The sequence below is a fragment of the Roseofilum sp. Guam genome (assembly GCF_017746735.1).
GTDB lineage: Bacteria > Cyanobacteriota > Cyanobacteriia > Cyanobacteriales > Desertifilaceae > Roseofilum > Roseofilum reptotaenium.
Window position 1 is genome coordinate 81,393 of sequence record NZ_JAGHZN010000007.1, and the last position, 14,652, is coordinate 96,044.

General features: G+C 44.7%; 8 protein-coding genes. 6 read left to right on the top strand and 2 right to left on the bottom strand.

The window, feature by feature from the left end; translation table 11 throughout:
• Positions 1–215 precede the first annotated feature (215 nt).
• Positions 216–1,307: a class I SAM-dependent methyltransferase gene (locus tag J7529_RS03920; protein ID WP_318727913.1), complete on the bottom strand. Its 1,092-nt coding sequence runs from the start codon at positions 1,305–1,307 to the stop codon at positions 216–218.
• A 142-nt stretch (positions 1,308–1,449) separates the two neighbouring features.
• Positions 1,450–2,871: a type I glutamate--ammonia ligase gene (gene glnA / locus J7529_RS03925; RefSeq protein ID WP_318727914.1), complete on the bottom strand. Its 1,422-nt coding sequence runs from the start codon at positions 2,869–2,871 to the stop codon at positions 1,450–1,452.
• Between the two features lie 434 nt (positions 2,872–3,305).
• Here glnA and apcB point away from each other — a divergent pair, with 434 nt between their 5' ends.
• From apcB to J7529_RS03955, 6 genes are all read left to right on the top strand, one after another.
• Entirely contained in the window at positions 3,306–3,815 is a 510-nt protein-coding gene (gene apcB / locus J7529_RS03930) for an allophycocyanin subunit beta (RefSeq protein ID WP_271944124.1), read from the top strand.
• 82 nt (positions 3,816–3,897) lie between these two features.
• A complete protein-coding gene (locus tag J7529_RS03935) occupies positions 3,898–4,053 on the top strand; it encodes a hypothetical protein (protein WP_318727915.1) in 156 nt (51 codons plus the stop codon).
• Positions 4,054–4,324: 271 nt separating this feature from the next.
• A complete protein-coding gene (locus J7529_RS03940) occupies positions 4,325–7,192 on the top strand; it encodes an ATP-binding protein (RefSeq protein WP_318727916.1) in 2,868 nt (955 codons plus the stop codon).
• A 64-nt stretch (positions 7,193–7,256) separates the two neighbouring features.
• Positions 7,257–9,917 (top strand): hybrid sensor histidine kinase/response regulator, encoded by a 2,661-nt coding sequence (locus tag J7529_RS03945; protein ID WP_318727917.1) that lies wholly within the window; start codon positions 7,257–7,259, stop codon positions 9,915–9,917.
• A 156-nt stretch (positions 9,918–10,073) separates the two neighbouring features.
• Positions 10,074–11,534, top strand: coding sequence for an ABC transporter substrate-binding protein (locus J7529_RS03950; protein WP_318727918.1), 1,461 nt, complete (start codon positions 10,074–10,076; stop codon positions 11,532–11,534).
• 17 nt (positions 11,535–11,551) lie between these two features.
• Positions 11,552–14,527 (top strand): ATP-binding protein, encoded by a 2,976-nt coding sequence (locus J7529_RS03955; protein ID WP_318727919.1) that lies wholly within the window; start codon positions 11,552–11,554, stop codon positions 14,525–14,527.
• Positions 14,528–14,652 lie beyond the last annotated feature (125 nt).

Here is a 14,652-nt window from a genome sequence, read left to right on the forward strand (position 1 = left end):
AAACTTAGTTCCTACTTCCTCAACAACACTTTTCACCTTCAGCAATAAGCCTTCTTGAACCAAGAGAAGCTCTTCTCGATTACCCGTATCAGAGTAAGGCAATTAAATAGTTGCGTGTTCTAATGAAATCTTGAAATTGAATGATAGATTTAAACATAATGCACCCTTCAAAGCTAGCATTAAATAGCTTCAGTAATATAGTCTAGCATGATGGATTAGCTATTCATTGATGTGGCTATAGATTTTTTATCTTCTATGGGTTTGTGCGCTACCCAATATTTGCTCAGATAATGAGTATTAGTTTCAATCTGTTCAAACCCGATTTTTTGCAGGCGATCGCTTAAATCATCGCTCAGATAGCTTGGATAGTAGGGTTCATGAAAGTTCTGGGAAAACCAATTTAATACCGGAGTAATAGCAGGACTATCTTCTTTCTGGATGGAGTCACAAATAATGAAGGTTCCGCCAGGTTTGAGGACTCGGAAGCATTCATTAATCACTTTTTGGCGCGCTTTGGGGGGCAATTCGTGGAATAAAAAGACGCTAGTAATTCCGTGGAAATAATTATCTACATAGGGAAGTTCTTCTCCATTTGCTTGCAACAGTTGCGGGAGTTCTCCGGGCATTTTGGAGAGTAATTGGTTGGCTTTGCGGAGATAATAAGGAGACAGATCGATACCATACAAAGAGGCTTGAGGACAGGTTTGGCGAATGAATCTCAGGGTTCTGCCCGTACCGCAGGCAACATCGAGAAGTTTAGCCGGTTTGGAGCCAGAGGGAGTCTCTGAGATCGACTGCTTCAGGGGAGCTAAAACCCTGCGCCGCATGGCATCTGCGGCTCCATTGAAGAGAATATCGACTTGCAGATCGTACAATTCGGCGGAGCGATCGCTCAAATAGCCATCAGTCTGATAATGGAAATTTTGTAGATAATACCGAGGATAAGTCGAGCGATCGACCTCTGACGGGAATACCTGATATTCTTGACGATTTTTCCGTTGCCAAGTGAGAGGTAAATCGAGCCAAATCATCGGATAAGTGGACAATAAGTGTGGCCAATCTTCCTCAAACAACAGCTCTAGGGGATAAACTCCTGAGTTTGCTTCTTCCCAATCGACTTTTAATAGAGCGTCCAAGCGCTGTTGAACAATGCTTAATACTTGTGGATTGATCGCCGGTATAGAACTCTTCTGGCGATCGATCAATACAGTAGATAATTGATAGGCCAGACTCTTATGAGCCAAGCTTAATGCATTCTTCGTTTGTTGCCACCCTTGATAGGCCAGTTCAGCTAAAGGATTCACCATCAATATTTGGTATGAGAAACTTAGTTTACTTAAATTAGTGTAAGTCTTTTCACTAAAATAGCCACCTATTGTAGGTGGCTATCTCACGGGAAGTCACTCTTAATGGACTAAAAAACTATCAGAGGAAAAATCATAGCCTCTTCTAGACATCGTAGTACAGGGCAAATTCATAGGGATGAGGACGCAAGCGCATGGGATTGACCTCATTATCGAGCTTATACTCAATCCAATTGGTCACGAAGTCTTCCGTAAATACCCCGCCAGTCGTTAAGAACTCATGATCGGCTTCTAGAGCTTTGAGTGCATCGAGTAAAGAACCGGGAGTTGAAGGAACCTTGGCCAATTCTTCAGGGGAGAGATCGTAGATATCCACATCTAAAGATTCACCAGGATCAATTTTGTTTTGAATACCATCAATCCCAGCACAAAGCATGGCAGCAAAAGCCAAATAAGGATTACAAGTGGCATCGGGACAGCGGAACTCTAAGCGTTTGGCTTTTGGATTGGTTCCGGTTAAGGGAATGCGGATAGAAGCCGAACGGTTTCCTTGAGAATAGGCCAAGTTTACTGGAGCTTCAAATCCAGGAACCAGACGCTTATAGGAATTGGTCGAAGGATTGGTAAATGCCAATAAGGCAGGAGCGTGCTTGAGGATGCCACCAATATAATGGAGAGCCATTTCACTCAGATTCGCGTAGCCATCTCCCCAGAATAGAGGCTGGCCATCTTTCCAAATGGACTGGTGGGTATGCATCCCAGAACCGTTATCATTAAAGACTGGTTTGGGCATAAAGGTCACGGTTTTACCGTAGCGTTTACCGACATTTTTGATCACATATTTATAGGTCATCAAATTGTCAGCCGCTTCAATCAGTTTCCCAAAGCGGAAACCGAGTTCATTTTGTCCCCCTGTGGCTACTTCGTGGTGATGTTTTTCAATCGGTACTCCACATTTCATCATGGTCAGCAACATCTCCGTCCGCATATCCTGCATAGTATCGGTGGGAGCGACGGGGAAATAGCCTTCCTTGTAGCGGGGTTTGTAGGCCAAGTTACCACCGGGTTCTTCGCGTCCGGAGTTCCAGCGGCCTTCAATGGAATCGACATAGTAATACCCAGCACTTTGGGTTTGGTCGAAGCGAACATCGTCAAAGACAAAGAATTCTGCTTCCGGGCCAAAATAGGCCGTATCGCCAAGACCGGTAGCTTGCAGGTAGTCGATCGCTTTTTGGGCAATGGAACGGGGATCTCGGCTATACCATTCCCCCGTCCGAGGTTCTTTAATACTACAGATGACGCTTAACGTCGGTTCAGCCATAAATGGGTCAATCCAAGCGGTAGTTGGATCGAGAACCATGCTCATATCAGATTCATTAATGGCTTTCCAACCCCGAATACTAGAACCATCGAAGGGTACGCCATCGGTGAAACTGCTTTCGTCGATTTGATCTTGATACAGGGTTAAATGCTGCCAGATTCCAGGCATATCGATAAATTTCAGGTCGATCATCTGGATCTTTTCATCTTGAACGTATTTCAAGAATTCTGCTGAGGTTTGGAACATGGATTACTCCTTATGAGTTGGTATTGAGTCAGTCTTGAGGTTCAGAGCGTGAGGTTCCTTAGCGTTGAGACCTTCGTTTTCCGCGACCTGAAGAGGAAAAGTGACAACCAGTTAGGTCTGGAACAGTGACTGGCCAGACGTTGGTTGCATCAATCCTTTGCCTTGGCGATCGCTGTCCCAGTTTTCTAGCTCATCCATCCTAGGGAATAGGTGTCAGTCAGTTTTGTATAGCTCATTACTAAAATATTTGATCCAGTATGGCGGTTTTTTTAGCAATGTCTTAACAATTCTGATGACTGTGGCGATCGCTCTGAGAGGATGTCCTCTAAACTTGAGGCTGAAATGGGGATGCGTTTTATAGTAAACTCCAAAATGGATATCATGCATTAATCCCCTTTAATAACGAATACGCTGTGTTGGGAGAGTAAATACAAATGCGGGATGCAGTCACAAGCTTAATTTCAAATTACGATATTACAGGTCAGTATCTAGACCGCAATGCCCTAGACCAAATCAAATCCTATTTTGACAGTGGTCTGGCTCGGATTCAGGCGGCTAATGTGATTACGGGTAATGCGGCCAGTATTGTCAAGCAAGCAGGTTCCCAATTATTTGAGGAACTACCTGAATTAATCCGTCCTAGTGGAAATGCTTATACGACTCGCCGCTATGCGGCTTGTCTGCGAGATATGGATTATTATCTCCGCTATGCCAGTTATGCTCTGGTTTCTGGGAATACCGATGTTCTAGACGAGCGGGTCCTACAAGGACTGCGAGAAGTCTATAACTCTCTAGAGGTTCCCATCGGCCCCACGGTTCGCGGCATTCAAATTATGAAGGAGATTGTCAAAGCACAAGTGGCAGAAGCTGGTGTGGCTGATACCAGTTTTGTGGATCAACCCTTTGATCACATCGCTCGTGATTTAAGTGAGAAGAATGTGTAACGGTTCGTTTTAAACTTCTCGCTCGTAGGGGTAAGTGGAAACACTTGCCCCTATTTGTTTATTGGGTCATAGGTAATGGGTTATGGGGCAACAGGAATCGCAACCAGAAAACCTCAATCGGTCTATTCATGCTGCCCTAGTCGTCGCTAATCCCACCATACCGGACACTCTGTTGATTGAAGGAGAAAAAGGCAATCTTTTCAATCAATACTGCAATAATGAACAATTAAATAATTAAGAATTGAATAGACTTTAGCCTGGGCGCAATGATTAGACCTCTTGCATAATTGTGCAGAAAATAAATGGCAATGGAGTAATCCTGCATTCTTACCCCTATTCTCTATTCCCTATTCCCTCACCTTCTGCAAGAAGTCTATTGATGTTTATCATCCGTGGAAAGAATAGGATCGCATCAGTAATCAGTGGTTGATCTTTCTTTCTAAATTTATAATTGTAACATAAAAGCCACCCTGGAAGGGCGTTGCTCCAAACCCAATTTTCCTGGTAAAATGCGGACCTCAAATATTATCCCCTGGTTGCTGAATCTAGCTTGCCTTGTTCCCCCTCTCTTGCTGACCAGTGTTTTGGTGTTGTTTTATCGCCTGCGGGTTCCGGAACTCCACCGTCAAGCCCAAGACCAACGGGAGGCGATCGCCGAGCAATTTGTCAGTCAGATGAACCAACAGGTGGCGATATCCCACCAAATCGTCAATACAGTAATCAGTCTAGTCGGGCCCCTACGAGGCGATCGCACTCAGGTAGCAGAGCGTCTTCATGCTCTTCTCGAATCTACCGATCCCCAACTAATTTATGGCATTGGACTCTGGTTTGAACCAGAGGAGTTTGAGCCAGGTGTGCGTTATTTTGGCCCCTATATACATCGAGATCTAAAGCAGCGCGATCGCTTGATTCTCACCGATGAATGGGAAACCCCCGACTACGATTTCCATACTCAACATTGGTATCTGTTAGCCAAAAAAAATCTGGGACAGCCCCAATTTACCGAGCCGTATTTTGATACAGATCTCATTTATATCACTCTCGGCCAAAGCTTTACTCAACCCAATTCGCCTGAAGTCGCAGGGATCACCTCAGTGGATATTACTCTCCCCCTCTTGCAAGAGCAAATTGCCAGACTCAATACCCAACCGGAAGACATGGTTTACCTCACCACATCCTCCGGTAACGTTTTTGTTCACCCCGATCGCCACAAGCTCCTGGCAGCAGCCAAGGCCAAAAATCCTGGAATTCAAACCATTTTGGAAGTATCTGGTGCAGAACTCAATGCCTTCCACCAAACTCACTATCCCGACTTTATTCCCACCTCTAGCATCCCCATTCCCAATTTGGGCTGGCAGATTCATGTGCTGACTCAACGGGACTATTTTTTAGCCAAGATCGTTGAACTCCGACACGCCATGAGTCTCCAGATTCTAGTGATTTGGCTCGGTACAGGTGGCTTATTGATCATTTTGAATTACACAATCTTAAATCGCTATAAAGTACGTCAACTTCGAGCCTATTCCCTCACGTTAGAACAAGAAGTTGCCAAGCGATCGGCCCAACTTGAAGAGCAAAAAACCTTCCTACGCAAAGTTATCGATACTACGCCCAATATCATCTTTGTCAAAGATACCGAAGGGCGTTTTATTTTGGGCAATCAAGCCCTGGCTGAAATCTATCAGACCACCGTTGAAGATCTGGTGGGTAAAACGGATGCAGAATTTGGCGTACCCACTGCGGAGGAAGTAGAACAGTTTCAAAAAACGGATCGTTGGATCTTAACCCATGGCGAACTCCAAGTGATTGAAGAATTAGTCACTCAGCCTAATGGCGAAAAACGATGCTTTCACTCCATCAAAAAGCCCTTGATTCTAGCTGAGAATCAACCGCCCTATCTACTCGGCGTGGCTACAGATATTACAGAACGGAAAGCGATCGAGGCAGAAGTCCAACGGGCAAGGGAAGCCGCAGATCTAGCGAACCAAGCCAAAAGTGAATTCCTCGCCAACATGAGTCATGAGCTACGCACCCCCCTAAACGGCATCCTTGGCTATGCCCAAATTTTGCAGCGCAGCAATGCAATGAGTCAAGAAGATCGCAAAGGAGTTGAGGTCATTTACCAAGCGGGTACTCACCTGTTGACCTTGATTAACGATGTCTTGGACTTAGCCAAAATCGAAGCCCGCAAATTAGAATTAATCCCTCAGACGGTGAACTTCCCCTCATTTATTACTGGAGTAGCCGAAGTAATTGGGATTAAAGCTCAAGAGAAAGGTTTAGAGTTTCAAACCCTTACCCCTCCCCAGTTACCAGAAGGGGTTTATGTTGACCCCAAACGGTTACGCCAAGTTCTCTTAAATCTGTTAGGTAACTCCATCAAGTTCACTCACCAAGGTGAGGTAATGTTAACCGTTGAGGTAATAGGTTCACCTCAACCGAGTCTAGAGTTAGATGCAACCGTTGTGTCCATACGCTTTAGTGTACTAGACACGGGTGTAGGTATGACCCCAGAGCAAGTCGAGAACATCTTCTTGCCTTTTGAGCAAGTGGGGGAACAGAACCAAAAAGCGGAAGGAACCGGGTTGGGTTTGGCCATTAGTCGTCAAATTGTGGAAATGATGGGGGGAAACATTCAAGTCAGTAGCGAGTTGGGTAAAGGTAGCCGTTTCTGGTTTGAGTTTAACCTTCCCCTTGTGCAAGACTGGGAAGAAGAACTCACTGTTGGAGCTGAGAGTAAGATTATTGGCTATGACGGCCAGCGGTGCAAGGTTCTGATTGTGGATGATAAATTCGTTAATCGTATGGTGGTTAGAGAAGTGCTGGAGCCGTTAGGATTTCTGGTGGCGGAAGCAGAAAATGGCCAGCAAGGCATTGAGCAATATCAGCAATTCCAACCGGATTTAATTATCACTGATTTGGTAATGCCAAAACTCGATGGCTTTGAACTGGCTCGTCGAATTCGAGAAGAAGACTCAGATGTAAGGATTATTGCTTCGTCAGCCAGTGTGCTCGAACCCGATCAAGACCGCAGTATCGTGTCGGGTTGTAATGATTTTGTGCCCAAACCGGTGCAGATAGAGCAATTTTTGAGTCGAATTCAGAAGTTACTGGAATTAGACTGGATTTACGAAAGGGCGATCGCCACCTCCGAGACGACAGTGTCCGAACTCATTTATCCCCCTGGAGAAGAGTTAACTGCCTTAAAAGAGTTCGCCAAAGTCGGAGACATTGGTGGTGTAGAAGAAGAAGTGGAGCGACTGCACGGTTTGGATGAGAAATATGAGGTGTTCTGCGATCGCATCCTGGCCTTCACCAATGAATTTGATGACACCGGAATTTTAGAATTTCTCTCGTCAGCTCAAATCAATCCCTAAACAAGGCTGAGTTTTAACTGTTGTGTAGAGTGTGATCAACCCTTCCAAGCCGAGTTTATTCATTATGTCCGATTCATCTAATGCTCCCAATATTACTTCCTATAACTCCTTAGGATTTCGCTTATTTGCTTACCTTTTAGTAGGTATCTTGGCTGGTTTTGGTACTGTTAGCAGTTTGTTTTATCGAGTTCTCCAGCAACAGGTCAAAACCGAGTTACAAAAAAATCTCAATGCCAAGATACTCTCCATTGAGGCTGACCTTCTACAAGCAGAAGAATTTACCCAGGGATTAGCACTCGCCGTTCGCCATAGTGTAGAGACAGAAACTCAGGATAGCGATGCGTATAAGACACTTGTCTCACAATTTCTACAACATCGTCCTCCGCTGTTGATGGCAACCGGTTTTGGGCAAGCTCCCTTAGCAATTGTCAAAGAGAGTCAATGGTTTTATCCATTTATCTTTGTCACCCAAGGCAACAGTCACCAAGTTGGCGAACACTTTCAATCGCTCCCTGAGAATTTTCGGTATAGAGATCTGACGGAAGATCTGTATTGGGAACAGTTTTATTATCAGATTCCGACTCAAAAAAAACAGAAAATTTGGTCTGAACCCTACAATTGGCACGGTATAACCATGGCCAGTTTTTTAATTCCGTTTTATGACCCAGATGATATCCTGTTGGGTATAGCAGGATCGGACATTAATGTTACAGCATTGAGTAAAAAAATCGATACGACCGCCTTACGCAACAGTGGTTATTTTATGATTCTCAGTGAAGAGGGCAATCTACTCGCCTATCCACCCGATCCAGCGAAAGCGAAATCCTTAACTAACTATCAAGCATTACCCATTGTTAAACAACTCTGGGAACCCATGCAAGAAGATACAGCCGGTTTACTCCAAGCCAATGGATTTTTAGTCGCCTATGAGCGCATACCTAGCACAAACTGGTTGATGGTAGCTCTGGTTCCCCGACAGGTTGTGATCTTACCGGTTCTGGCGATCGCCGTTGGAGGAGTCACCGGTGCAGGGTTGGTCGTCGGCTTGGTCGTAGCCCTCTTTGTACAGCGACTCAACCAGCGCTTGCAGCCCATCCTTGAAAAATGCAACACCCTCTTGCATCTTGATGCCACCATGGATGAGCAACCTGCCAACACCAATACCCTTTTGCCTGAGTCAGGCTTTCGTGGAGCCAATGAACTTGATATTCTCTCTCTATCCTTCGAGCGTATGGCTACACGCTTGCAAGAGACCTTTACCAATCTAGAGCAGAGGGTGGCAGAGCGAACTGCTGAATTAGCCATGGCTAAAGAACAGGCTGATATCGCGAACCAAGCCAAAAGTGAATTTCTGGCTAACATGAGTCATGAACTGCGAACTCCCCTCAACGGCATCCTTGGTTATGCCCAGATCTTGCAGCGCAGTCATGAACTGAGTCAGAAGGATCTCAAAGGTGTTGATATCATTCGTCAAGCCGGTACTCACCTTTTAAACTTGATTAACGATATCTTGGACTTAGCCAAAATTGAAGCTCGCAAACTTGATCTGATACCCAAATCGGTTCATTTCCCATCATTTTTGCAAGGTGTTGCTGAAGTCATTCGCATCAAAGCTGACGAGAAAGGTCTAGAGTTTCAAGCCATTACCCCTCCTCAGTTACCGGAAGGGGTCTATATTGATCCCAAACGATTACGTCAAGTACTCTTAAATCTATTGGGCAACTCCACCAAATTTACTCACCAAGGTGAAGTAACGCTGATCGTTGAACAAATGGGTTTACCCCAACCGAGTCTAGAGCTGGATGCAACCATTGTGCCCATACGCTTCACCGTACAAGATACGGGTGTGGGTATGACCCCTGAGCAAGCCAAGAACATCTTCTTACCCTTTGAGCAAGTCGGCAATCAACAGCAAAAAGCAGAAGGAACAGGCTTAGGTCTGGCGATCAGCCGTCAAATTGTGGAGATGATGGGGGGTGAAATTCAAGTGAGTAGCGAGCTGGGTAAGGGTAGCCGTTTCTGGTTTGAGGTTAACCTTCCCGTTATGCAAGACTGGAAAGAAGAACTCACTGTGGGAGCTAAGGGCAAGATTGTGGGCTATAAGGGGGAGCGGCAAAAGATTCTCATTGTGGACGATAAAATCGTTAATCGTATGGTGGTGGGCGAAGTCCTCGAACCATTAGGGTTTTTGGTGACTGGAGCTGAAGATGGAGAGCAAGGCATTGAAGAGTATGAACAAGGCCAACCCGATTTAATTGTCACTGATTTAGTCATGCCAAAACTCGATGGCTTTGAACTAGCTCGTCAAATTCGGGAGAAAGATGCACAGGTCATCATTATTGCTTCTTCAGCCAGCGTGCTGGAAAACGATCAAAACCGCAGTATTGTGGCAGGTTGTAATGATTTTGTTCCCAAACCTGTGGATATGGAGCAATTGTTAGGTCGAATTCAGCAATTGCTTGCCTTAGAGTGGATTTATGAAATTCCAACTGATACCTCAGAAGCTAAATCTTCCGAACTTATTTATCCCCCACGGGAAGAACTAACCCTCTTAAAAGAGTTGGCGAAAGTCGGAGATATTGGGGGAGTAGAGGAAGAAGTAGAACGATTGGGAAATTTAGATGAGAAATATGGTGTGTTCTGCGATCGTATCCTTGCCTTTACTCATGAGTTCGACGATACAGGAATCTTGGAATTCATCTCGACTGTAGTCCATCATTCATAATTTCGTGTCATTCTAAGTCTTTTTATCTAAGAGATACAGCACTTTTCTCTACTATGAGGTACAGAAATGACTGTTTTTAACGATAGCTAGAACAGCCAAAAGCTCCATTAATTCTGTTGTTTACTCCCCATCAGAGCGCAAAGCGCTGCATCTCTTATGAAAGTCCGATCTATTTTTCTGTTATGCTTTCTTTCTGGAATAGCAATAGTGCTGGTGAGTTGCTCTATCTCCCAAGTTGAGTCTAAACACGATCCTACTATCGTAGAGACTGAGGACGATTCCCTACCTAGTGAAGACGATTCACTGGTGATTTGGTGGCAGCAATCCTTTGTCAGTGAAGGAAATGAAGAGATTGCTGGGCTAGTCCGGGAGTGGGAACAAAGTTCTGGAATTAAAACCACTTTCCAATTAAAATCAGAAGCTCTCGACGAAAAACTGGAAAGAGCTTTTGCACCAGCATTGCGTAGTAATATGGAAGAAGGCAATGCTCCAGATATTGTGACCATTGCCAATCTGTCTGAGATCGTTTCTCGGTTAGCTTGGGAAGGAAAGTTAGCTGACGTTTCTGATGTGGTCGAACCCATCCGAGATTCATTTTATCCGGGTGCTTTAGATGCGGTTCATTACTTAAATAGTACAATAGATGAGCGCAGCTTTTATGCTATTCCTATGGGAATAACAACTTACAATATCCACTATTGGAAACCATATCTGGATCGCCTTGGACTTACAGACCAAGATATTCCCCAAGATTGGCAGGGTTTTTGGCAATTTTGGCAGGATGTTCGCGATCGACTCCACGAGTTAGGAGAGAACGATATCACCAGTTTTTGTATCACTCTCAATAAAGATTCGAGTGATGGTACGGAGGCATTTTTACAATTTCTTTATGGTCATAATGGTAAGATCTTTGATCGTGAGGGAAATTTGGTACTCGATCGCCCAGAGAATCGTCAGGGATTGATTAACGCCCTCTCCCAGTTATCAACTTTATATCGAGAAGGATACATTCCTCCAGAATCGATGGAATGGACGAATTCAGACAACAATTTTCACTTTCTCGATCGCCAATGTTTGTTAGTGACCAATGCGTCTCTCTCCATTCCTGTCACCCAGAAACAGCCCAATAATCCCTACACCCAGAAAGTAAGAAATCGCTACATGAACGAAATCGTTACCGTCTCCAATTGGCCAAATACGGCCAATGGTAGCCCTTTTAAGATTTTTGTCGGGCAATCTTTTAGTATTTATAGTATTATTCCTGCCAATGCTGAACGCTCAGAAGCTGCTAAACAATTTCTGGCTTATTTACTACAACCCGAAAATCTGCAACTCTTGATCGAACAGGAGAAAGGGCGATTTATACCTCCCATGCCAGAACTTTGGAATATCTCGTTTTGGGAAAACGAGAATGATCCTCACTTTTCTGCTGTAAAAAAACTCTCTTCTAGTAACATTCAACCTTATCCCGGTACTCTAAATCCAGCCTACGCAAAAATTAGCAAGAACAAGATATTCACGACAGCTTTAGAGAGAGTCATTCAAGAAGGGGTCTCTCCAGAAGAGGCCGCAGATGATGCGATAGCTCAAATTCAGGATATTATCGACCACTATTAAGATCGGGAGAAAACATCGTGACGTTTCCCATTAGAAAAAGTCTTTTAGTTCAATTAACCAGCTATTTTTCTCTGTTATCGGCGATCATTATTGGTGTTGTGGCTTTTTCTGCTTACTATCAAGCTAGGTGCGCTCTGATGAAAGAAGTGGTCGATCGCCTAACCGCCACTATCGCCTTAAAAAGTACCCAACTTGATGGGTGGGTAGACCATCAGATCCAAGATATTCTTTTAGTGAGTCAACAAGCTCCCGTTCAAGAAGCAGTGGCAACTTTGCTCATGACTGACGAATCAGAAGCCACTTATCAAGAAACCGAGCAAGCACTCAGACGCTATATTGATGACTGGACAAGTATCAAGTCGAACTTACACAATATCCGCATCACAGATACTGGCAGCACTGTTATCTTTGATGCCCAACATCCAGAAATCAAAGGCAGATATCGACCCAATGCTGCACCAACCACCTTTTTTACATCCGATACGGCTGATGCGATCGCTCCTTACTTCTACATTTCTCCGATGACAGGTAAATCGGCGATTACGTTTGCCACGCCCATTGTTGATGATGAAAATATCCAAATGGGTGCGATCGCCGTCGATCTAGACCTAGCAGATATCGATACTCTGATTCGCAATAATACAGGATTGGGCGAAACCGCAGAAACTTATCTCGTCGGGAATAGCACACAAGGATCGATCTTTATCTCCATAGAGGGCAAGGAAAATCTAGAATCCCAAGCCCAAATCAGTAGCGTGGGCATTGATAGCGCGATCGAGGGTCAAAATGGCTTTGGACTCTACAAGAATTATGCAGACATTCCTGTAGTCGGAGTTTATCGTTGGCTTCCTAACCAAGAATTAGCCTTGCTGGCAGAAATTTCTCAAGCCGAAGCCTTTGCTCCAGCCAGAAAACTGGCACGCAATATCGTTCTGATTGGCTTGTGTTCTACCGGAGTCTTGTTAGTGGGAGTCTATTTGCTCTCTCGAGAGATCGTCCGCCCGATTTTAGCAATCTGTCAAGCCGCAGAATCCCTAGCCGCAGGAGATTTAAACCAAACTGCACCCGTAATGACCAAAAATGAAGTTGGACGACTGGCATCGACATTTAACCAAATGGCAGGGCAGTTAAAAGAATCCTTTAGCACCTTAGAACAGGGAGTGGAAGAACGGACTCAAGACCTGCAAGAAAATCAACGGGTTCTAGCAACATTGATGAGTAATTTACCCGGAATGGCATACCGTTCCCTCCAGGATGAACGTTGGACGATGAAATTTGTCAGTCAGGGGTGCTACGACCTCACGGGTTATTCCTCCGAAGACCTAATTGACAACCGCACGATCGCCTATAGTGACCTCATTTATCCGAGCGATCGCCCACTCGTCGAAAGTATAATGAAAGCAGCAATAGAGCAGCACAAACCCTTCCAACTCGTCTATCGCTGCATGACGGCAACCGGAGAACTCAAATGGTTTTGGGAACAAGGAACTGGCGTGTATACAGAAGAAGGGAGAATCACCTTTGTCGAAGGCTTTATTACCGATATTAGCGAGCGCAAGCAAGTCGAAGAAGCTCTTGCAGAAGCCAAACGGATGTCTGACAGTGCCAACCAAGCCAAAAGCGAATTTTTGGCAAACATGAGTCATGAACTGCGCACTCCGCTTAATGGTATCTTGGGCTATGCCCAGATCCTACAGATGAGTAATGAACTGAGTCAGAAGGATCGCAAAGGTGTTGAGGTGATTCGTCAAGCAGGAACTCATTTGTTAACCCTGATTAACGATGTCTTGGACTTAGCCAAAATTGAAGCTCGCAAGCTAGAACTACTCCCTGAAGCTGTTAATTTTTCGTCATTTTTACAGGGTGTTGCAGAAGTTATCTGCATTAAAGCAGACCAGAAAAAATTAGAGTTTCAACTGATTATCCCTTCCCAGTTACCGGAAGGTGTTTATATAGACCCCAAACGATTACGCCAAGTTCTCTTAAATCTACTGAGTAACTCAATCAAATTCACCCATCAGGGTAAGGTGACATTGACAATTGAACCCATGGATTTACCGCAAATTAGTCCAGAGTTAGATACAACGGTTATGCCCATACGCTTCACCGTAAAAGATACCGGTATCGGTATGACTCCTGAGCATATAGAGAAAATCTTCTTGCCCTTTGAGCAAGTGGGAGGTCACCAGCAAAAATCAGAAGGGACAGGTTTAGGTCTAGCGATCAGCCGCCAAATTGTCGAGATGATGAAAGGTGAAATTCAAGTGAGTAGCGAGTTGGATAAAGGGAGCTGTTTCTGGTTCTCGGTCAACCTTCCTCTAGTTCAAGATTGGCAAGAAGAACTCAGTGTTGCCGTCAAGGGCAAGATTGTGGGTTATGACGGCCAGCAGCGCAAGGTTCTAATTGTGGACGATAAAAGTATCAATCGTATGGTTGTCCGTGAACTGCTGGAAATTGTGGGCTTGGTGGTAGCGGAAGCTGAAGATGGGGAGGAAGGTATTGAAGAGTATCAGAAGTTTCAGCCAGATTTAATCATCACGGATTTGATCATGCCCAAGCTCGATGGCTTTGAACTGGCTCGTCGCATTCGCCAACAAGACTCACAGGTAACGATCATTGCCTCTTCAGCCAGCCTACTTGAAAATGATAAAGAGCGCAGCATCATTGCCGGTTGTAATGATTTTGTGCCCAAGCCTGTGGACATGAAGCAACTATTGGGTCGGATTCAGAAGTTACTCGAATTAGAGTGGATTTATGAAACTTCGATGACTCCATCAGAAGTAGCCACTTCTGAACTCATTTATCCTCCTAGGGAACAATTAACCGACTTAAAAGAGTTGGCTCAAGAGAGTGACATTACTGGTGTTGAGGAAGAAGTGGAACGACTGCGGGGTAAGGATAGTAAATATGGCGTGTTCTGCGATCGCATCCTTGCCCTTGCCGATGAATTTGATGATAGGGGAATTGTAGAATTTTTAGCCCATGTAATATAGCACGAAGCGCTATATTCCCTATATTCCCTATTCCCTAGCGCGAAGCGCTATAGCAAAGAAAGGGAGAGTTAGGACAATATCTTAAAAGCTTCTATGATGGCATCATAAAGGGATTCACACTGGTT